We start from the raw sequence: 20,870 nt of genomic DNA, 5'->3' as shown, positions 1-20,870 counted from the left end.
GGTTTGGCGATTACTATCAGATCAAATTCAGAGCATGTTTTCAATGTATTTTTTTCTTAAGATCCAACCTATGAACAAGTCCTAGACAATAAGTTTTAATTTAATGAAAACTATTCTTATTCCCATAACGCCATCGCGTATTTCTACTAAATTATCTATTTATGTGTCAGCATTTATTGTTGTTATTTTTACATTACTTCAAATTTATAATTTTTTAATTATTAAGTCTGAAATAAAAAATCAAATTAATAAAGAGCAATACACAGCAGCTAATTTTATTGCTAAAGATATAAAAAATAAAATTGATAAACGTACCAAATTTTTAGCCGCTTTAGCTGCTTTGATTCCACCAGAAAGAATGCAATCAGAGGAGTTTTTAACTGAAAAAATTAAAATGTATATTACTTTTACTGATTTTTTCCCGCAAGGTTTTGCTGTTATACACCCTTCTGGAAAAGGCGTAATAGCTGAATATCCAGTTATCCCAGGTAGAAGAAATTTAGACGTATCTAGTTATAAATGGATGATAAATGCTAACAATAGTGAACAGGTGATTATTAGTTCTCCTTTTCGTTCTGAGGTTAATGGTGAAATTCTTGTTGTTATTGCAAAAGCATTAAGAGATGAAAGTGGACGCGTTTTAGGTGTTTTAGAAGCGCCTATTTTTTTGAACCGTCCAGGATTTATGGAGTATATTTTTGATCGAGATTACAGTGATGCTAGCGATATTTTAGTGATATCAAAAACGAATAAGGTATTTTTAGCATCAAGTACGCCAAACTTAGTATTTAAAAGCATTCCCAAAAAAGGGGAGGTTACCTTTTACGATGATGTCATGGATGGTTTTAATGGCGTTGGTGAGACGATAAGCGCGTCCGGCGATGAGATGCTGGTTGCTGCATCTAATATTCGCGCTTTAAATTGGTTTGTGATTGTAAGGTCGCCTGTTGATAAAGTTTATCAAACAATAAACGAAAGTTTAAAAGCTTCAATTATCAGTGGCGTGATTGTCAGCTTTGCTGTTTTTTTGGCTATTACCTTTTTTCTCTTTTTCTTCTTTAGCCCTTTAAAAAAAGCGGCTGAATCTATTAAAGAAATGGTGCTAAATAAACAACCTTTAGAACATATTGAAGGTTATAAAAAAGATGAAATTGGCGATCTGATTATTGGCTTTAATACTGTGATTGATATGGTTAATGAGCGTCGAGATGAGCTTGAAAAATCAAATGCTATGCTGGAATCTTTATCTCAAATTGATGATTTAACAGGGGTGTTTAATAGAAGGTGGTTGGATTATACACTTAACAAACTATGGCAGGTAAAAATACGCAGTCAAAAGCCGTTAACTTTATTGATGATTGATATCGATGAATTTAAAAAGTTTAATGATACGTATGGCCATGTGGCGGGCGATAAATGTTTACAAAAAGTAGCTGAAAACATACAAAAATCACTTAAAAGGCCGACTGATTTCTTTGCGCGTTATGGTGGAGAAGAGTTTGTTATTTTATTAGAAGGTGATTTGGTCGAAGGTTTTTCGATTGCAGAGAAAGCAAGAAAAGTAGTTAATAACTTGCAAATAATGCATAGCGAATCTCCCTACAATCATGTAACCATCAGTTTAGGTGTTTCATCTGTTATTCCACAACTCAATACTGATTCTGTCGAATTAGTTAAACAAGCGGACCTTGCTTTATATAAAAGCAAGAGACGCGGTAAAAATAGATATGAATATTATCAACATGAAGAGTAAGCACAGTAACGATTGAATTATGCTTTAAACCAATCAATATAGAAGCTAGGCTTAACTGAAAAATCATCACATAGATTAGTGATACTTTTTTCATCACCAATCGCTTTAGTATGGATGCCTGAGGTGATGAATAAACTGCTAATATCTGCACCATTAGCGCCTGCTATATCATGCTCTAAGCTATCGCCTACCGCGATTGCATTGTCCCAACCGCCGACGAGCTCTTTACACATAGTATAAATTTCTTTCTGTGGTTTGCCATGCCAATGTACAGTGCCTCCCATTTTTTGGTAAGCACTCGCTATCGACCCCGGGCAGGTTTTTAAAGTGCCTTCCGGCGTCATGGCGACCAAATCTGGGTTACTGACAACTAACTCCAGATTGTTTTGATAAGCGAAAGTTAAGTCATCCATATAGGCATCAACGTCACCACGATCAACACCGCAACATAAAATAAAAGAAGCGTCATCTCGTTTGGACTCTATGAGACCACAGTCATCAATGACGCTATGGTCGTTATCCCAAGTAAAATGTAGTGCTTTTTTACCTAAATGTTGAAACTTTCCTGATGCAAAATTATGACGCATATGAGCGCCAGAAGTATAAATCGCGTGTAATACCAGAGTCTTTTAAACGACCGTAAGAGAACGAACCTGTTTTACCACTGTTAGATAAGATAACGACTTTTTTATTCTGTGATTTTAAAAAATGTAATGCTTCTATCGCTTCAGGAAATGCGTCTCCACCGTTATGTAATACTCCCCATTGGTCGAGAATGAAGGTATCAAAATTATCAATTATATCTTTAAGGCCATTAATTTTTTTCACTAGATAGGTTCCTTTTGTCACGAGAGTGGTAGAGTCAATTTCAGACCCTCTATTATATACCCGTTACAAGTCAAGATGCATTAGTCAGTTGCTAACTCGGAGGTCAATACAAAGCGTTACATGATCACCTTTCGAGCGATTAACTGCGTTAATCCTCTCTCGATAGGTAAAACAAGTCTTCCCGTTTAAATGGCGAGTCCTTATCGAATGTTGTTACAGATAAGGATTTTCGAGTTGGCGACCCACAGGGTAAGTCGTGAGGTAAATACCTTGGTTTCTGTTATAAATGGGCATAAAGTGTAGATTTAACCCGTTAGCTCTTCAATTTTATGTTTAGAATCTGTTCGCCTCACGGCTTGCTGATTTGCATATTGAATGATAACGGCTATACACACTCTTCACAGTTACTTGTAGGGGCTAATTTTTTGTATCTTCTTTAAATTCTCTATACAAATTTTTGAGGGTAAAAAGGATAGATCTATTTTTTGTTTTTATAGCAATTTCTGTATTAAATTCATTCATTTTTCCGATCCAATATTCAATTACATAGTTAATGGGATTGGTATTATAAATAGCATTTTGATTACTCATTGTATTGATTTTCCAATAAGTGATGGCGTCATCCATCGCAGCCATCTTGTATTTTATGGGAAGAAACCTCATCGGTAACTAAAATGTGTTAAGATAATGTTACTGGTATACGAGGTAACAAGCATTTTTATCTTACTTGACCAGTTCGAACGCACCCCTAAGGCGTATTCTCGAAACCTCGTGTTTGATCGGTGACCAGCTCACCCTCGGTTTTTGTTTCTCACAATAAAGGCCGTCTTCACTACTGTACCATCGGTTAATTCGAATTTGGTGCATTTCACTGTGGAATTTCATTGCTGAATCGTTGTCGGTTCAACCTGTGTTATTCCCTGCTTTTAATCGTCGCTCGGGCTTCTTTCTCCTGACGGACGACACATCCCCTGTAAAAGGAATTTTTATGAGTTTTAGAGTTGCAATTTTAGGTGCTGGCCCCAGTGGTTTAGCACAATTACGTGCATTTGAAGCAGCCCGCGACGCCGGTGCTGATATCCCTGAGATTGTTTGTTATGAAAAACAAAGCGACTTGGGTGGCATGTGGAATTATACATGGCGCACAGGCTTGGATGCCTACGGTGAGCCAGTCCACGGCAGCATGTATCGTTATTTGTGGTCAAATGGCCCTAAAGAATGTTTAGAATTTGCGGATTATAGCTTCGAGGAGCATTTTGGTCGTCCTATCCCATCATATCCACCACGTGCAGTATTGCGTGATTACATCATGGGACGTATCGCTAAGAGTAATATGCGTCAATACATCCGCTTTAACACTGCGGTACATTGGGTGACACATGACGAAGCTAGCGATAAATTTTCAGTGACAGTAAGGGATCTCAAAAAGGACGAACTGAGTACGGAAGAGTTTGATCATGTGATTGTCGCCACTGGGCACTTCTCTACGCCTAATACACCTTATTTTGAAGGTTTGGAACAGTTCCCAGGCCGTGTTTTACATGCGCATGACTTTCGTGACGCTTGTGAATTTAAAGGTAAAGATTTGTTATTGGTTGGTAGTAGCTACTCGGCAGAAGATATCGGTACACAGTGTCATAAATACGGCGCTAAATCAGTTACTTTCAGTTATCGTTCTAACCCTATGGGTTTTGACTGGCCAGCATCTTTTAGCGAAGTTCCTTTGCTCACGGGCGTAACCGGTAAAACAGCTCACTTCAAGGACGGGACTAGCAAAGAGGTTGACGCTATTATTCTGTGTACGGGATATCAGCATTATTTCCCGTTCCTACCTAATGAACTAACGCTGACGACACATAACAGAATGTATCCAGAAGGTTTGTATAAAGGGATTGTTTCTCTAGCAAATCCGAAGTTGATATTTCTGGGTATGCAAGATCAGTACTATACCTTTAATATGTTCGATGCTCAGGCTTGGTATGCGCGTGATGTAATGCTTGGTCGCATTAAATTACCTGAAAGTGATGTAATGACAGCTGATACTAAAGAGTGGGTTAGTCGTGAGCTTAAGCTTGCTAATCCTACTGACGATATCGACTTTCAGGCTGCTTACATTGAGGATCTAATTGCACCGACTGATTACCCAGATTTTGATGTATCTGCTGTTGCTGAAACATTCAAAGAATGGGAACACGATAAAGAAGCCGATATTCTTGGTTATCGTAATAAGAGTTATCGCTCTACATTGACTGGAACACTAGCGCCTGTGCACCATACACCGTGGATGGAAGCGATGGACGATTCTCTAGAAACCTTCCTTTTTGAAGATAAAAAGCAGATTGTAAAGGAAGTCTCATGAACTCAAGCTTGAATGAAGCCCGATCTCGTTTCACTGCGAGCAGTATACGTTGGGGTTTTATGTGGGCTTTGTGGGCAGCTGTACTGTGGGGGGCTTGGTATGTGCCGGGTTCTGCAGTCTGGTTTGAAGCTCCTTATGTTGACCTCAGCTACGATACTAATGCTGAGTTTCTATTAGCTGCGGCGGTGTTAACTACCTTTAACGCGATTATGGTGTTGTTGTTCCTGTTTGTTTGGAATGCGGTATTGGGAAAATTAGGAGAGTATGTCCGTACCATTAAGCAGATGCGTCATATCTCCAAATGGTTCTTTATCGGGGCTATTTTTGGTGGTCCGATGGCTATTTTTGGTTCGTATCTGGCGATTGGTTATATCGGCGGGGCTTTTGCGGCCATTTCAGCACTGATGTATCCGATCATTGGTGCTAGCTTAGCTAGGCTCTGGTACAACGAGAAGATTACTCGTCGTGCGGCCGTGGGTATTTTCATCATTCTTGCTGGTGGTGTGACGGTATATGCTCCCGGTATTATTGCTGAAATTAATGGTACTGGCGACGCTGGATGGCTTGGTTATCTGGGTGGCGCAATGGCAGCGATAGGCTGGGGTGTTGAAGGTGCAATCGCAGGCCGTGGCTTAGATGTCGCTGATCCTGATGTAGGTATTACGGTGAGGTTTACGGCCGAAGTCCTTTATTGGGTTTTACTTATTCTACCTGGGATCTACTTCTTCACTGATCAACCCGTTGTAGAGCTAGTTATCGCTACATTTAACTGGGCGGCTATCGGTTGGCTGCTGTTGGCAGGTGTCACTTTTGCCTTCTGCTATGTCTCTTGGTATAAGTCGTTTCCATTGATAGGTGTCGGGCGTGGACAAGCAATTGCTGCATTGTATGGGCTTTTTGCCGTTATCTTTCTTGCTGCATTCACGCTTAAGTTTCCTGATTGGAATTTCTTGGCTGGTTTGTTTTTATTTGTTGGGGGCGGTTTTGTCATGTTTACGGAAAGTGACGATGTGCTGGAGGTCGTTCGTGCTGTATCGACAGAAGCGAAAGCTGATACTGGCAATACTAAGTCGATTAAATCGTAATAATTGGAGTACGTAATGAAAAGATTACATATGAAAGGGCGCATTCTACAATTGATTCATGAGCAGCTAGATATTGGCATTTGGGATTGGGAAGTGACTGACGCAGTGATGAAAGAATACGGTCTTAATGGTGCTTACTGGCGTGGTACTACACGCGTCACACTCGCTGATTTATTTTCCAGCGGTATCATTGAAAGTGTTGAAGAACAACTCGACGAACAAGCGTACTTTGGCGAAGGCCGAGTGTTATTTAAATTTAGACTCAACGACTTCGGTCGACAGCGTATGCGCGACACTGCATTAGCCTGAGAATGAGTACTACGTTTATTTTTACTTTAAATAAGGAGATAGAATGTCTGATTTTTGGGGATTTCCGGGAGCTGATATACTTGCTGTTGCCGTTATTATCATACTTAGTGGCGTTGCACTTTACCAGGCTCGCACCTTTGTAACTAAGCTTTAAACATACAGTGCTGGTTACCCTTTAAGGTTATCAGTACGAGTTTTTAGCCGTTTTTCTGAGCTAACTTCATATAACCCGAGGTTAGCTCAGTCTTAACACTTAACTTCCCTTAGGTAGCTATTGCTACGATGATTTACCTGAACTATACCTTCATATTACCTTCATATATCCCCATTAAGTCCTGATATTTCCCATTAAGCAGAGTTGAGGTTAAATAGTATTTCAATAGGTTAAAGCTCAACCCTAAAATGCGAATAAATCGTTACTCTACACTTTTTGTATTATCTACTCCTATCTATTGCACAGTCTTAGGCGCATACTGAATCGTTATGCATCAGCCTTACTGCTACTGCGTAACCTCAATCATTAGGTTAGCTCAAACTGACTTTAGTTTAGAGTCCATCTCCAAAAGGAAAGCATCATGAGTAAAGGCCAAGACAGTAAAAAAGCGACTAAAAAGAAACCACTTTTAACAGCAAAAGAAAAGAAAGCGGCAAAAGCAGCTAAAAAGCCAGCGAGTGCTTTTTTAGCTAATTAAGCTAAACATTATATTTATCTGAGTAAGTGGCCCATCTATTTTTGGGTGCTAACTATATCCAACGTTAAATAAAATCCTGCAAATTGAATGAGTGACTTATGCATTTTTTTGTAAAACTTAGCGCATTACTAACCTGATTAATATCGAAGGCCATCATTTCATTCGATGGCCTTTTTAATAAAGCGTTGTTAGTAAAGTGAAAGATGATTCTATTTAACCTCAATTCTGGTTAACGGAAGCGAAGGTTATTTTAAATCATATAGTTATAAAAATTTATTATACAATACTGCTAGTTGTGCGTAGTTCAAGGCAAATTGTTGAAGCAATAACTGGTTATTGGGAAATAATTTAACGAAGAAATACGCTCAAATAGTGGTGTTGTATCGCTTTTCTTATCCGGAACTGAGGTTGTTTATTAATAACAAATGAAAGCCTGGCTATTTTTAAATAAACGCACTTATTATCTGAATCCAAGAAACCTTTTACTTACAAGAAATCACTCAATTATATCTGTTTACGCTTTGGTATTTTGACGACATTCCATAATGTATAGCGCTGTCATTAAATCAAGATGAGCGCCGCCACCATTTTTAAAAAGCGTGATCTCTTTATCTGTTTTACGTCCGCTATCACCATTACATAATTGGTAGAAGTCAGCGATAACAGCATCCTCATTGATAATACCTTGCTTAATTGGAATAGCTAACTCACCTATATCGTGAATGGCTGTTTCTCTGGCATCTACAAAAATACGTGATTTCACGAGTAGTGCATCATCGGCTTCTCTCATATCTGGGCGGTATGCACCAATTAAATCAACATGAGTTCCTTCTTTAATCCACTCTCCTTTGATGAAAGAAGCGGTCGACATAGTCGAAGATGAAATAATGTCTGCATGACTTAATGCTTCAGAAAGGTCTTGGATAGCCACTGCCTCTTTTTCTTCAGCGAGCTTCTGTGCTTTTTCAAAGGTACGATTCCAAATGATCACTTTTTCTAGATCAGGAAACAAGGCTCGGTAAGCATCAATGATTGATGATGCAACAGCGCCTGCACCAACCACTGTTAATACTTTACTATCGGGTCTTGCTAATAATGTTGCAGCAAATACAGAATCACCAGCGGTCTTCCATTTAGTGACTAACTTGCCATCAATAATAGCGACAGGGATACCTGTTTGATCATCAAATAAAGTAAAGATTGAATTAACACTTGGGAGCGGTGTTGATAATTTAGCGTTATTTGGAAATATCGTCGCAGTTTTAACGCCTATTCCTTTATTCTGTATCCACGCTGCACGGTTTAATAAAGCATTGTCGCCGTGTTTGAATAAAATATCATCTATGTCTGCACGAGATGCTTTGTGCCCTTCATGGAACGCTGTGCAGAGTTTTGTCCATGATAATTTACTTTCAATATCTTGTGCATTAATAAATGGAAGCATAGTAAGTGAAGTCCTTAGGTTAGATTAAGTTAAATGAGGCAAATTCAATTGATGTATGGCGTATTACCTATTTTATTTTTTCTATCAATTTTCTGGTATAGATGCTTTAGAAAGCCATTTTCTATTAATGAGTTATATCATTAATCTCATTTTTAATCTGCCTCTTGGTATTTTAGAAAGTCGATATCATTGGCTTTATAGATGTGTTGTTTAAGTTGCATTGTTTAACAGAGTGAATTAAGGAAGGTTGCTCATTAGTTTTTATTTTATTAAAGCTAATAGTGTATTTATCGGTTTTAAATGTAGAGAAGGGTTGTTAAGTATAAATAAAAAAATAGCTGAAACAGTTTCCTGAATCAGCTATTTATAATGTTAATTGTTATGTGATTAAATAGATGTTATTTAAAATAAACTTTTTAGTTTATCTTTCAGGTCTTTTGCTTCTTCTTTCAATTCATCACTCGATTTGTTTCCTAAGATCGCGTCTTTTGCTTTTTCTTGTAACGCTTTTTTACCCGCTTCAATTTTCTCTTTTAAAGCTGCTTCAGTATCTAAATTAAATGATGGTTTAGTAAAAGTACCTTTAATTAATAATGGAATTGTTACACCATTAAGATCTATGAAGTCAGTTTCTTCACCTGCTTTTGAAAGAGGAGTGACACCTAATTTGTAATTAAGCGCTTCAGTAATCGTATTAGCAGTACCTGTTCCATCCAAGCGCATAACAGGTGATGACATCAATAATTTTTGATTATTTACGATACCATCTTGTACTGTAAACTCACCGATTAATGATGCAAAGTCGGTTTTCTTAACCAGTTTGTCAGGGGCTAGCGTTTTACCTTGTATTTTTGCTTTTAAAACACGTATTTCTTGTGACAGGTTAATACCGTATAACTCACCATCAAGGATTTTAAAGTCACCTTTTGCATTCACACCTTGTTGTATCTTAGTTGAGGTTAACCCTTTGCCGTCTGCTACTAAGTTAAAGTTTGCAGTACCGCTTAATAGGTCTACTTTAGCAGCGTCTTTCAACAAGTCCATTAGCACAACATTTTTAATAGAAGTGGTCGCTTTATATTGATTTTCACCACCTTTCTCATCAACCCATGCGTCAATGTTTAATGAACCATCATAAAGCTCTGCGTTTAATGGGCTAATACTTGCTTTACCATTTTTAACAACTAAGTTATTAGTAATTTTACCTATTCTAATATCTTCATATAACAAGCCTGCGATCGTTAAGTCACCTTTAATATCAAGCTCTTTTAAAATGCTTAAGTCAGGTTCTGCTTCAGCTGTTTGCTCACTTTTTTCTGTTGTCGCGGCATCATCCTCTTGGTCTGCAGTTTTCGCTAGGTATGGATTTAAATCCCACACATTACCTTTTAAACTATAACGAATAACTGGGACGGTTTGTTGGATGAAGCTAAGTTGCCCACCTAATTCTATATCGTTCACCGTTGATTGAAGTGAATCGACACTTAACTTTTGTTTTGCAAGGTCATAGCTAATCTCACTTTCTATTGTGCTATTAATTTTATCTTTGCTTACCGCTGGTACATTTAATTCACTAACCAATTTGAATTGTTTAATTAATATTTTTTCAAAGTCACTAACATTCATTTCTTTAAACGAAAGGTTTAAGTTACCTTGTAAATCTTTACCTTCGATTGTATTTTTTAATTCAAATTGGTCTATTTTTGCAGTTTGCTTTTGTATGTCTGCTGCTAGGTTAGTTTGTAAGTTTGTGTTTAATGTATTATTGCTTAAAGCACTGCCCGTTAAACTACTTGTTAAAGTTAGTTTACCAAGCTCTAATTCATTGTGATTGGTTACATGGATATCACTACTATTAATGTAAATATCACCGTCTAAGTATGAACCTGTGAATTTATTGTTAATTGTGATGGCTTTAACATCTAACTTTTTTGTATCTACTTTATAAGTTAATCCACTAGTGAATGTTGTATTTAGTGTGCTATCTGCTAGCGCATCACTTAATACTTCACTTTCAATGGTCAAGTCAGTGAGTTCAATGTTATTCAATGTTGAATCTATAAATATATCGGCTTCTAGTGCGATATCAGCATCTACTTGTTCATTCTTATATGAACTCGTTAAGCTAAAGTGGGATTTTTTATCGAAAGCAAATTCACTTAATACCATGCTTTTTATGGCGATCTTTTGGTTTTCATTCGTTTGATGATCAATAACCTGCAATTCTGCATTGGTTAATGTGATACCAGACAAAACAAATTGAGAAAGGTCAACAGCTTCTGTTGATTGTTCTTCTTCGGTCGCAGGTGTTTCTTCTTTTGCTGTATCAGCAACGACTTCTGTACCCTCTGCTTTTAAATTATCTAAGTTTGACGAACCGTCTTTATTGGTAATAAGATTAAAATTAACACCATCTAAGATAATTTCGCCGACTTCTATTTGCCCAGAAATTAGAGGTAATACATTAATTGATATTGATGCATTTTGAACATTTAAAAAGGTTTTTTCTTCAAATTCAGGATTGTTATATAACGTGACTTGACCACTTTTAAGGCCTAATAAAGGGTATAAACTCCAATCGAGTTCACCTGTGATCACTAAATCTCTATTGATATTTTTTTTAACTTGTTCTTGGATTTGCTGCTTGTAGTCATTTGGATCAACAACATTGATGACGATTACCACGGTTAAAATTAAAAGCACAATGAGTGCGGCGGCTAACTTTAGAAACAATTTCATTAAAAACATCCTTATACTGGAATTAGGTATTCATTGGAGATACTGACATTGTAATGTGTTAAACGTTCAGGATCACTATTTGATTACATTATAGGAAGTTCGGTCGTAAATTTTAACTGTTGCATGGCAAAGCTAGTATTTACATCGGTTAATCCATCGACATCATTTACTAATTGCTGATAGAAGTGATCATAACTGCGCATATCTTTAACAATCACTTTCAGTAAGTAATCATATTCGCCTGCCATTCTATAAAACTCTAAAACGTGTGCAAACCCTTTTACCTGCTGCACACAGTTTCGCAACCAAGCTTCCGAATGTTGTTGTGTTTTTATTTGTACAAAAGCGACCAATTCTAACCCTACTTTTTTAGGTGCAATTAATGCCACGCGCTTTTGAATCACACCTTCATTTTCTAAGCGTTTAATTCTGTTCCAACAGGGGGTACTGGTTAGGTTCAATTGTTCTGATAATTGCTGTAACGATAATGAAGCATCTTGTTGTAGTAGGGTGATTATCTTTTTATCTGTAGCGTCTAAGTTCATATTACTTCCTCAATTCTTTGTACAGGGTAAGTTACTCTGCAGTATAAGTATTATTTTCTTTTTATTTAACTTTAACAGAAAAATATTTTTTATTGAGGCTTATTAGAAGGTTTATAGGAGGTTAATTCTGTTTAAGCACAGGTAAACTAGCTTTATTGTTTAAACAGGATAAATATTATGAATCATCAACGTCAATGGGTAAATACAGCCGTCGCCAAAATTCAAGCTGATGTCCAACGTAGTGCCGATACGCATTTAATTAAAGTCGATTTACCACAATTAAAAGGTATTGATATTTACCTTAAAGACGAAAGTACACACCCAACCGGAAGTTTGAAACATCGTTTAGCACGCTCTTTATTTTTATATGCATTATGTAATGGCAATATCAAAGAAGATACTGTGATAGTGGAAGCATCATCTGGTAGTACTGCAATTTCTGAAGCGTACTTTTCTCGTTTGTTAGGATTACGTTTTATTGCTGTGATGGCTAAGTCAACTAGCATGCAAAAAATAACAGAGATAAAGCGTTATGGCGGAGAGTGTTTCTTAGTGGATTCAACTAATTTAATTTATGCAGAATCAGAACGGTTAGCGAAAGAGTTAAATGGCTATTATATGGATCAGTTTACTCATGCTGAACGCGCAACTGATTGGCGAGGTAATAACAATATTGCTGATTCTATTTTTATACAAATGCAGCATGAGCCACACCCTGTACCAACACATATCATCATGAGTGCAGGAACGGGCGGTACCAGCGCAACTATTGGGCGTTATCTTCGTTATCATCAATTAACGACTGAATTAACCGTTGTTGATCCTGAACACTCCGTTTTTTATGATTATTATTTAACCGGAGATAAACTCTTAATTAATGGTGAAGCGAGTTTAATAGAGGGAATTGGTCGACCTCGTGTAGAGCCTTCATTTATTGCGTCTGTTATTGATAATATGCTGTGTGTTAGTAATAAACAGTCTATTGCTGCGATGTTATGGACTGCATCATTGTTAGGGCGAAAAGTGGGAGCAAGCACTGGCACTAATATGTTTGGTGTATTAAAGCTAGCAGAGAAAATGATTGAGCAAGGGCAAACGGGATCGATTGTGACATTGATGTGTGACCGTGGTGAGCGTTACACTAATACCTATTATGATGAACAGTGGGTTACTTCTAATATTGGCGATATTAGTTTACAACAAGCTGAGATTACACACTATCTTGATAATATAGCCAATCAATAGACTGCATCTTCTATTTATATTTACGCTAAACATAAAGCTTTAAAAGGAATGTTTAAAAGCAGTGAATAAATGATTGTGTATTTATATTCTTATACTATGACTTCTCTGTGCGATACTATTATTTATTAAACATTAAATAATTTATCTTATTCATGTTTCATCACTTTCAGGAATGATCATTAAACATGAATAAAAGAGAGGAGTTTGTGCCAATTAATTCTATGTCCCTTCTATCTACCAATAATGAACTTTCCAGTAATGCATCTTCGAGTGATGATTTATCGTCAGCACCACAAGTTGAACAAACACAAATCAAAGTCGCGACTTTTAACCTGTTTAATTACCTTGCTCCACCTGATGCCTTTTACGATTTTGATCGTATCTATTCAGCAGAGCAGTGGCAAAAAAAAGAAAATTGGATTGCTTCTTATTTGCAAACACATCAACCTGATATTATTGGATTCCAAGAGGTCTTTAGTATTAACGCTCTTGAGGCCTTGGTAAAAAAACAAGGTTATGAGTATTTTGCTGTTGTCGATAAGCCAACAGTGATTGATGATTTTATTCATCGTGACCCAGTGGTTGCATTAGCGAGTAAATTTCCTATTATCGAGGTCGCCGCGGTGAATGTTGATAAAGATCTAGCGGTACAATTAGGTTTAACGGAAGCATTTAACTTTAGTCGCCAAGTGGTAAGAGCAACCGTTGAGCTTCCTCATTTAGGTTTATGTGATTGTTATGTTGTGCACTTTAAATCTAAACGCGCCTCATGGCAGGGAGACGTTGATAAATTAAGTTCATTAGAAGGTAATGTCTTATCGCAATTCAAAGCGCAAGTCGCTGGTGGTTGGGCATCCTCTATTCAGCGAGGGAGTGAGGCGACGTTATTAATGATGCAAATGCTTGAGCGAAGAGCTAAAAAAGGTAATGCAATGATATTAATGGGGGATTTTAATAACCCGTTAAAGGACGGTATTCTTGCACACTTGGTCACGCCTAATATGTTGTTCAATAATGATCAAAATCAACAGAGACTTGTTAAGTTTTATACCTTACGAGATGCATGGGATTTATATGAAGCAAACCATGACGCTAATAAGCAAATGATTAACGATGCGAATCAAAACGTTGAAACTGATAAGGTGTTAACACGTGGCGCGACACATTATTTTGGCCAAAGCAGTTCGGTATTAGACTACATTCTACTTTCTAGTGAGTTTGATGCCGCCGAACAATCAAGTTATTTTGAAGTCAGTGATTATATCAATACTGATAAACATTTAATTAACCCCAGCTTTGATATCGATGGTGAAAGCACCGATCATGCCGTCGTCAGTATTAACTTAACTTTACGAAAATAAGGTTAGCTTTCATATTCTATAATTTTTCTAAATTAGAATATAAATAAGGCAGTTTTTTATTCATAGTGTATTACGCTTTTTTTGGTTTAGTTTATTAATTTTTTTAGTGGATAAATTAAAAAAACTTACGATAACCTAAAATAATAAAAGGGCTCATGGTTAAAGCGTTGAACAAATAGACTATAGTCTTGGATGATTTACTGCTGCATATAGATTAGAGTTCGGCGCTAGAATTCGACGAAGTTAAGTTTGTTAGGGTTTAAAAGATAAAGAGCTAAAAAGCTAAAGATTTGAAAAATAAAGAGTTGAAAGGTAAGAAATAACGGTAAAGCTAGGTGGCAACGTTTAATGTCTAAGCTTATAAAACGTTATTTTTATTAAAGTACACGCTATTAAAACACAGGCATAAAAAAACCAGAGAAAATGCTCTGGTTTATTTTAAATCTAATGGTTTTATCAGTTTAACAATTAAGCGTTATGCTTACGGATAACTGTTAACATTTCTTTTAAAAGCTTGGGATTAGCAGCAACAACATCACCAGACTTGAAGTAATCGTTACCACCATTAAAGTCTGTCATCATTGCGCCAGATTCTTTAAGTAATAATTCGCCTGCAGCGATATCCCAAGGTTTTAAACCAAATTCCCAGAAACCATCCATACGACCAGCTGCAACATAAGCTAAATCTAATGCTGCACTACCACCACGACGCATATCTGCAACATCAGTAAAGAAGTCTTGGAATATGTTCAGGTAAGTTTCAAGGTTATATTTTTGTTTGAATGGGAAACCAGTTGCTAATAAAGTACCCGCTAGTTTTGGTACAGTACTTGTACGCGTACGGTAACCATTGATTTGTGCGCTTTGGCCGCGAACAGCTGAGAATAATTCATTGCGGATTGGATCAAAGATAACGCCTACTTCAGTGCGGCCTTTAATTTTTAATGCAATTGAAACAGCAAAATGAGGAATGCCGTGAATGAAGTTTGTAGTCCCATCTAGTGGGTCAATAATCCATTGGTGATCTGTATCTGCACCGTTATCAATACCTGACTCTTCAGCTACGATGCTGTGATCTGGGTAAGATTTACGTAACGTACCAATAATTGCTAATTCAGCTTCTTTATCAACGCTGCTTACATAGTCGTTAAGTGATTTTTCTTCAACTTCAACAGACTCTAAATTTTCATAACCTTTAACAATTACTTTACCCGCATTACGCGCAGCACGAATCGCAATATTTAACATTGGATGCATAGGATCACCATTAGATTTTAAAAGAACATGAAGGGAGATTCCTTCGGCGCGAAATTATACACAGGTCACATAATTGTGCAATATTTTAATCGTTTGAAATTTAGGCGAACTCACAGACCTTTAAATATAAAATGTCAAACCTGAATGTTTAGTTGTTAATAAAACAGTGCTAAACTTTGCGCTCAAAAAAATCTCTGAATGACGAAGGAAAAACAATGCTAGACAATGTTCGCATTATATTAATTGGTACCTCTCACCCTGGCAATATCGGCAGTGCTGCTAGAGCAATGAAAACAATGGGTTTAACTGATTTAGTGTTGATTGATCCTGAATGTGAGGTCGATGGTAAGTCTGTCGCCCTTTCTGCTGGCGCAAGTGACGTATTAAAAAATCATAAAGTCTATAAAACACTCGATGAAGGTATTGCTGATTGTGGTCTTGTAGTTGGCGCAAGTGCGCGTCCGAGAACCCTTGATTGGCCTATGTTAGACCCAAGAGAGATGGGTGTTAAAGCAGCAAGCGAAAGTAAAAAACATAAAGTTGCATTAGTGTTTGGACGTGAAAACAGTGGATTAACGAATGATGAACTTCAAAAGTGTCATTTCCATGTGTTTATTCCAGCAAATCCGGACTATAGCTCACTAAACCTTGCCATGGCAGTTCAAACTTTGAGCTATGAAGTACGTATGGCTTTTTTAGCGTCAGAGAGTTTTCCTGAAGTGGTAGAAGAGTATCCAAGAGCTTCTGATTTTGAAGGTATGCTTGCTCATCTTGAAAAAACATTATTCCAAATTGGATTTATTGTGCCAGCTCATCCTGGATTAGTAATGGATAAGCTACGTCGCCTATTTAACAGAGCAAGACCTGAAATCAACGAATTAAGAATGCTTCGAGGTATTTTCAGTAGTATGCAAAAATCAATAACCAGCATCGAAGCCGATAAAGAAAAAGACATTAACAAAAAATAAAATGACGTTAAGTTTAAGTAAAATATATTGCTATTTAGATGAGGAAATTGAGGAGTTTAATACCTGACTATTTCTGTCGGGTATTTACTTGACTAATTATATCGGGTATTTATAATATTTGACTTCAAGTCACTCGTCAATTAACTGATTTAGTTAATGATCACTCATTAATAGCGAATTCTATATGAAATTAACTTCAAAAGGCCGTTATGCGGTTACTGCTATGCTAGATGTTGCAATAAAAGAGCATAATGGTCCTGTACCACTTGCTGAAATATCTGAGCGTCAAGGAATATCGCTTTCATACTTAGAGCAACTGTTTTCTAAGCTTAGACAAAAAGGATTAGTGAGCAGTGTACGTGGCCCAGGTGGCGGCTACAAATTGGGCAAAAGCAAATCAGAGATATCAGTCTCCATGATCATTGATGCAGTCAATGAAAGTGTCGATGTGCGTAAATGTTCAGGAAAGGGCGCTTGCCAAGAGGACGGAGTGCAGTGTCTTACCCATTCGTTATGGGAACAATTAAGTACACGTATTAGTACATTTTTAGATGGCATTACACTGGAAGAGTTAATGGCCAGTGAACATGTGCAAAATGTGTCAGAACAACAAAATAATAAATTTACTAATAACGAACTGCTTAATATTCTCTCGAAATAGTGGCAGTGGAGAAAAAATGAAATTACCAATTTATCTTGATTATTCAGCAACTACTCCGGTTGACAAGCGTGTTGTTGAAAAAATGGTGCAGTACCTGACAACAGATGGTGATTTCGGTAATCCTGCATCTCGTTCTCATCGTTTTGGTTGGCAAGCAGAAGAAGCAGTTGATATCGCTCGTGAGCAAATTGCTGATTTAATGAACGCTGATTCGCGTGAAATTGTATTTACATCTGGCGCGACTGAATCAAATAACCTTGCAATTAAAGGGGCTGCGCATTTTTATCAGAAAAAAGGTAAGCATATTATTACCGCTAAAACTGAGCATAAAGCCGTTTTAGATACCTGTCGTCAATTAGAGCATGAAGGCTTTGAAGTGACTTATCTTGACCCTAAAGATGATGGCATCATAACACCTGAACAATTAAAAGAAGCACTCCGTGAGGACACTGTATTAGTTAGTTTAATGCATGTTAATAATGAAATTGGTGTCATTCAAGATATTGCTGCATACGGTGAATTATGTCGTGCTAATGACACTATTTTACACGTTGATGCGGCACAAAGTGCTGGCAAAGTGACCATTGACGTGCAAAAAATGAAAGTCGATTTAATCTCTTTCTCTGCTCATAAAGTTTATGGCCCTAAAGGTATCGGCGCACTCTATGTTAGCCGTAAACCTCGTATTCGCTTAGAAGCGCAGATGCACGGTGGCGGACATGAGCGTGGTATGCGTAGTGGTACATTAGCAACGCATCAAATCGTTGCAATGGGTGAAGCTTTCCGTATTGCCAAAGAAGAGATGGCGAGCGAAAATGAACGTATTTTAGCATTGCGTACTCGTCTGCTTGATGGCTTGAGCGATATGGAAGAAGTCTATGTCAACGGCTCGTTAGAGCACCGCGTTGCAGGTAATATCAATATCAGCTTTAACTATGTTGAAGGCGAATCACTAGTCATGGCATTAAAGGACTTAGCTGTTTCTTCTGGTAGTGCTTGTACATCTGCAAGCCTTGAACCTTCATATGTATTGCGTGCTATTGGTCTGAATGATGAACTAGCACATAGCTCAATACGTTTCAGTATTGGCCGCTTCACGACTGAAGCTGAAATTGATTATACAATTAATATTATTCGTAAAAATATCGGTCGTTTACGTGATATGTCGCCTCTATGGGATATGTTTAAACAAGGTAACAACATTAATAGTATTGCATGATCACACTCTTAATGAATACTGACGTAACATAAGCTTATTTGATAAAAAGGATAAAAGTGCAGTTACTCATATGGTTGGCGTACTTGGTTGAGATTATGCAATAAAATCACCACTTAACGATGCCAACTGTATTGATATTAACGATATTATTGAAGACTCGACATTTAATTTTTATGGTTATCTACGGTTATAGTGATGGGATTACTTCAGTTGATTAAACTAGGTTAACTCGAACCTACCGTAGCTTATAAAACAATCTCATCTTAAGACGTCTGCAATACGAGACGATAATACCCATCTAAAAATCCTACAAAAAGACAGGAACTAACGGTACTTTCTAAATATTAAAAAGCAGTTCCTTACTCGCCAACATTAGCTATGATGATTACTCTTAATGATCTTCCTATTGCATGTGCACAGAACGTTTAATTTCAACTCAATCTTATCCGTTTTGCCTCCTATGTTAACGATTAAAAAATATCGTCCTCATTTATATTTTTCTTTAGTCGAGTCGATTTTTATCTATTTGAATTTTTATAAAGCAGGGATGCATTTGCCTTGAATTATCTTATTACTTAAGAGTAAGATTAGATGGATACTTGTTTAGATCGTGTTATTTATTAAATAGTTATTTTTATTAATGTAAGCAAGTTAAAGATTAACTTAAAAAACTAACCTTTAAATAATGATAAAGCAGTTAGTCACTCTATTTTTTAGGGTAACTTAATAATAAAACGGACGATTCTTTAGTGATTTCACTTACATTAATTGAACAGGATTCAAAGTAAGACCTATTTACTGCCCGCTTTAGTGAGTTGCCTAATTAAATATTAGGATTAGAAAATTCGATGATAAACCAGAGCATTCTAGAGAATGCATTCTGGCAGCAATTCAACTGAGTTGGATTGATGGAAATAATTAAAATATCAATGTATAAACACGCACTAATAGCCGTGTTTATACCCATTAAGGAATGTTATGAATCAACCATTTTTAGTCAATTTATCTGATCAAAAAGCGAACCCTGTTTGGGGTGAGAGTGCTTTATTATCTTTTGATCAACAACAAGCAACGATTCATCTTAATTATAGAGATGACGTATTATCTCAAGTGCAAAGCGCTGCGCGTAAATTAGATAACATGTCATTACCTAAAATGAAGTTAGTGGGTGAACAGTGGAATTCAGATTTGTGTTGGGCATTTTGCCAAGGTTTTTATAACCCAAAAACAGGTGCAGATGTTGAGTTTCCTGAATTAGATGTAGAGGCTATCGATGCATTAAAAACCAAAAAACTCATTAATGAATGGGTAAGAGAAACCATTAATCTAGGCCCCGCTGTTGTCACCCCTGAAGTGTTATGTGAAAAAGCCTGTCTATTATTAGAGCAAGTGTGTGCTGATAAAGTGCCATTAAAATATAAGCTTATCTTTGGTGAACAACTCAATGTTGATGGTTATGTAGGGATTTATGAAGTCGGCAAGGGCAGTGTCAACATTCCATGTATGTTGCAACTCGACTATAACCCAAGCGGTGATGAAAATGCCCCTGTTGATTTTGCTTTAGTCGGTAAAGGCATTACGTTTGACTCTGGCGGTTACAGTTTAAAACCAAGCCCATCAATGGCAGCAATGAAAAGTGACATGGGTGGTGCTGCAACTGTGACTGGTGCGCTCGCATTGGCTGCTGCAAATGGATTACAAAAACGCGTTAAATTATACTTATGTTGTGCTGAAAATATGATCAGTGGTAAAGCCTTCAAGCTAGGGGATGTTATTCATTATAAAAATGGCGTTAGTGTTGAAGTGTTGAACACCGATGCTGAAGGGCGCTTAGTGCTTGCTGATGGTTTAATTGCAGCACAAGAAGATGGTGCTAAACAAATTATTGATGCAGCTACTTTAACGGGGGCAGCTAAAGCCGCTGTTGGTCGTGATTATAATTGTATTTTAAGTATGGATGATGAGTTTACTGATGCTGCATTAGAAGCGGCAAAAGAAGTTAATGAGAAGCTATGGCGTTTACCATTAGAATCATTTCATTTACAACAGATTGGTTCTGCATTTGCTGATATTGCTAATATTCATAGCGGTGGTGAAAGCATGGCTGGCGCATCAACCGCTGCGGCTTTCCTAGCTAAATTTGTAAAAACACCTGAGAAAAATTGGATACATTTTGATTTGTCTGGAAGTTATCAGCTTGCTGCAAATGGTAAATGGGCTGTCGGTGGAAAAGGGCATGGTATAGAAACCATTAGTAGTTTGTTACTTAAGTAACCATAAAAAAGCCAATATTAGTAATGCAATATTGGCTTTTTTGATCGTCATTATTTTTTTGGTAATATGTGCTATGCGTAAAATTTAGTGAAGGTTAAATAGGATATTTAGAGGTGTTATATTGATTAATA

18 protein-coding genes are annotated in these 20,870 nt (G+C 37.0%); 11 read left to right on the top strand and 7 right to left on the bottom strand.

The annotated features are described in order from the left end of the window. Nucleotides 1-103 precede the first annotated feature (103 nt). Entirely contained in the window at nucleotides 104-1,753 is a 1,650-nt protein-coding gene (locus tag Q0794_RS14430; protein ID WP_298943046.1) for a sensor domain-containing diguanylate cyclase, read from the top strand. Nucleotides 1,754-1,770: 17 nt separating this feature from the next. On the opposite strand, the gene Q0794_RS14425 is transcribed toward Q0794_RS14430, so the two are convergent. From Q0794_RS14425 to Q0794_RS14415, 3 genes are all read right to left on the bottom strand, one after another. Then, nucleotides 1,771-2,340, bottom strand: a complete 570-nt coding sequence (locus Q0794_RS14425; RefSeq protein WP_298943044.1) for an HAD hydrolase-like protein — start codon at nucleotides 2,338-2,340, stop codon at nucleotides 1,771-1,773. Further along, nucleotides 2,330-2,581, bottom strand: a complete 252-nt coding sequence (locus tag Q0794_RS14420) for a hypothetical protein (protein ID WP_298943043.1) — start codon at nucleotides 2,579-2,581, stop codon at nucleotides 2,330-2,332. The genes Q0794_RS14425 and Q0794_RS14420 overlap by 11 nt, the downstream gene beginning before the upstream one ends. 417 nt (nucleotides 2,582-2,998) lie before the next feature. Beyond that, nucleotides 2,999-3,208 carry a hypothetical protein gene (locus tag Q0794_RS14415; RefSeq protein ID WP_298943041.1) on the bottom strand — a complete coding sequence of 70 codons (210 nt, stop codon included), beginning with the start codon at nucleotides 3,206-3,208 and terminating at the stop codon, nucleotides 2,999-3,001. 361 nt (nucleotides 3,209-3,569) lie between these two features. On the opposite strand from Q0794_RS14415, the gene Q0794_RS14410 reads away from it, so the two are divergent. Genes Q0794_RS14410 through Q0794_RS14400 form a run of 3 tightly spaced genes read left to right on the top strand, consistent with a single transcriptional unit; the run spans nucleotide 3,570 to nucleotide 6,334 of the window. After that, nucleotides 3,570-4,940 (top strand): NAD(P)/FAD-dependent oxidoreductase, encoded by a 1,371-nt coding sequence (locus Q0794_RS14410; protein WP_298943040.1) that lies wholly within the window; start codon nucleotides 3,570-3,572, stop codon nucleotides 4,938-4,940. After that, on the top strand, nucleotides 4,937-6,025 hold the full coding sequence (locus tag Q0794_RS14405; RefSeq protein ID WP_298943038.1) for a DMT family transporter: 1,089 nt from the start codon (nucleotides 4,937-4,939) through the stop codon (nucleotides 6,023-6,025). The genes Q0794_RS14410 and Q0794_RS14405 overlap by 4 nt, the downstream gene beginning before the upstream one ends. Before the next feature lie 15 nt (nucleotides 6,026-6,040). Next, entirely contained in the window at nucleotides 6,041-6,334 is a 294-nt protein-coding gene (locus tag Q0794_RS14400) for a hypothetical protein (protein ID WP_166370629.1), read from the top strand. 1,206 nt (nucleotides 6,335-7,540) lie between these two features. Here Q0794_RS14400 and Q0794_RS14395 read toward each other — a convergent pair. The 3 genes from Q0794_RS14395 to Q0794_RS14385 form a co-directional block, all read right to left on the bottom strand. After that, entirely contained in the window at nucleotides 7,541-8,470 is a 930-nt protein-coding gene (locus tag Q0794_RS14395) for an NAD(P)-binding domain-containing protein (RefSeq protein ID WP_298943033.1), read from the bottom strand. Between the two features lie 402 nt (nucleotides 8,471-8,872). Next, nucleotides 8,873-11,209: an AsmA family protein gene (locus tag Q0794_RS14390; protein WP_298943031.1), complete on the bottom strand. Its 2,337-nt coding sequence runs from the start codon at nucleotides 11,207-11,209 to the stop codon at nucleotides 8,873-8,875. An 83-nt stretch (nucleotides 11,210-11,292) separates the two neighbouring features. Next, a complete protein-coding gene (locus Q0794_RS14385) occupies nucleotides 11,293-11,754 on the bottom strand; it encodes an Lrp/AsnC family transcriptional regulator (RefSeq protein ID WP_298943030.1) in 462 nt (153 codons plus the stop codon). A 177-nt stretch (nucleotides 11,755-11,931) separates the two neighbouring features. Between Q0794_RS14385 and Q0794_RS14380 the strand changes: the two genes are divergently transcribed. Both Q0794_RS14380 and Q0794_RS14375 read left to right on the top strand, forming a co-directional pair. Then, the gene (locus Q0794_RS14380) at nucleotides 11,932-12,999 is read left to right on the top strand and encodes a PLP-dependent cysteine synthase family protein (RefSeq protein WP_298943028.1); all 1,068 of its coding nucleotides are present in this window, start codon (nucleotides 11,932-11,934) and stop codon (nucleotides 12,997-12,999) included. 185 nt (nucleotides 13,000-13,184) lie between these two features. After that, entirely contained in the window at nucleotides 13,185-14,360 is a 1,176-nt protein-coding gene (locus Q0794_RS14375; RefSeq protein WP_298943026.1) for an endonuclease/exonuclease/phosphatase family protein, read from the top strand. Nucleotides 14,361-14,828: 468 nt separating this feature from the next. Here Q0794_RS14375 and suhB read toward each other — a convergent pair whose 3' ends face one another. Then, nucleotides 14,829-15,617 carry an inositol-1-monophosphatase gene (gene suhB, locus Q0794_RS14370; protein WP_298943025.1) on the bottom strand — a complete coding sequence of 263 codons (789 nt, stop codon included), beginning with the start codon at nucleotides 15,615-15,617 and terminating at the stop codon, nucleotides 14,829-14,831. Nucleotides 15,618-15,832: 215 nt separating this feature from the next. Between suhB and trmJ the strand changes: the two genes are divergently transcribed. The 5 genes from trmJ to pepB all read left to right on the top strand — a co-directional run bounded on the left by trmJ (nucleotide 15,833) and on the right by pepB (nucleotide 20,739). Beyond that, entirely contained in the window at nucleotides 15,833-16,585 is a 753-nt protein-coding gene (gene trmJ / locus Q0794_RS14365; RefSeq protein ID WP_298943024.1) for a tRNA (cytosine(32)/uridine(32)-2'-O)-methyltransferase TrmJ, read from the top strand. Nucleotides 16,586-16,769: 184 nt separating this feature from the next. Further along, entirely contained in the window at nucleotides 16,770-17,246 is a 477-nt protein-coding gene (iscR, locus tag Q0794_RS14360; protein WP_298943023.1) for a Fe-S cluster assembly transcriptional regulator IscR, read from the top strand. Between the two features lie 16 nt (nucleotides 17,247-17,262). Continuing rightward, entirely contained in the window at nucleotides 17,263-18,465 is a 1,203-nt protein-coding gene (locus Q0794_RS14355) for an IscS subfamily cysteine desulfurase (protein ID WP_298943022.1), read from the top strand. Nucleotides 18,466-19,294: 829 nt separating this feature from the next. Next, nucleotides 19,295-19,387: a Fe-S cluster assembly protein IscX gene (locus tag Q0794_RS18305; RefSeq protein ID WP_366522559.1), complete on the top strand. Its 93-nt coding sequence runs from the start codon at nucleotides 19,295-19,297 to the stop codon at nucleotides 19,385-19,387. A 56-nt stretch (nucleotides 19,388-19,443) separates the two neighbouring features. Beyond that, nucleotides 19,444-20,739 carry an aminopeptidase PepB gene (gene pepB, locus Q0794_RS14350; protein WP_298943021.1) on the top strand — a complete coding sequence of 432 codons (1,296 nt, stop codon included), beginning with the start codon at nucleotides 19,444-19,446 and terminating at the stop codon, nucleotides 20,737-20,739. Nucleotides 20,740-20,870: the final 131 nt, after the last annotated feature.

Origin of the sequence: uncultured Psychromonas sp. (assembly GCF_947489755.1) — a bacterium.
Taxonomy (GTDB): domain Bacteria; phylum Pseudomonadota; class Gammaproteobacteria; order Enterobacterales; family Psychromonadaceae; genus Psychromonas.
Note: the sequence above shows the minus strand (reverse complement) of the source record. Positions and strands in the feature narration are given on the sequence as shown.

Coding starts and splice junctions, on each gene's coding strand:
- Q0794_RS14430 (WP_298943046.1), top strand. CDS start 104: ATGAAAACTATTCTTATTCCCATAACGCCATCGCGTATTTCTACTAAA.
- Q0794_RS14425 (WP_298943044.1), bottom strand. CDS start 2,340: ATGCGTCATAATTTTGCATCAGGAAAGTTTCAACATTTAGGTAAAAAA.
- Q0794_RS14415 (WP_298943041.1), bottom strand. CDS start 3,208: ATGGATGACGCCATCACTTATTGGAAAATCAATACAATGAGTAATCAA.
- Q0794_RS14410 (WP_298943040.1), top strand. CDS start 3,570: ATGAGTTTTAGAGTTGCAATTTTAGGTGCTGGCCCCAGTGGTTTAGCA.
- Q0794_RS14405 (WP_298943038.1), top strand. CDS start 4,937: ATGAACTCAAGCTTGAATGAAGCCCGATCTCGTTTCACTGCGAGCAGT.
- Q0794_RS14400 (WP_166370629.1), top strand. CDS start 6,041: ATGAAAAGATTACATATGAAAGGGCGCATTCTACAATTGATTCATGAG.
- Q0794_RS14395 (WP_298943033.1), bottom strand. CDS start 8,470: ATGCTTCCATTTATTAATGCACAAGATATTGAAAGTAAATTATCATGG.
- Q0794_RS14390 (WP_298943031.1), bottom strand. CDS start 11,209: ATGAAATTGTTTCTAAAGTTAGCCGCCGCACTCATTGTGCTTTTAATT.
- Q0794_RS14385 (WP_298943030.1), bottom strand. CDS start 11,754: ATGAACTTAGACGCTACAGATAAAAAGATAATCACCCTACTACAACAA.
- Q0794_RS14380 (WP_298943028.1), top strand. CDS start 11,932: ATGAATCATCAACGTCAATGGGTAAATACAGCCGTCGCCAAAATTCAA.
- Q0794_RS14375 (WP_298943026.1), top strand. CDS start 13,185: ATGAATAAAAGAGAGGAGTTTGTGCCAATTAATTCTATGTCCCTTCTA.
- suhB (WP_298943025.1), bottom strand. CDS start 15,617: ATGCATCCAATGTTAAATATTGCGATTCGTGCTGCGCGTAATGCGGGT.
- trmJ (WP_298943024.1), top strand. CDS start 15,833: ATGCTAGACAATGTTCGCATTATATTAATTGGTACCTCTCACCCTGGC.
- iscR (WP_298943023.1), top strand. CDS start 16,770: ATGAAATTAACTTCAAAAGGCCGTTATGCGGTTACTGCTATGCTAGAT.
- Q0794_RS14355 (WP_298943022.1), top strand. CDS start 17,263: ATGAAATTACCAATTTATCTTGATTATTCAGCAACTACTCCGGTTGAC.
- pepB (WP_298943021.1), top strand. CDS start 19,444: ATGAATCAACCATTTTTAGTCAATTTATCTGATCAAAAAGCGAACCCT.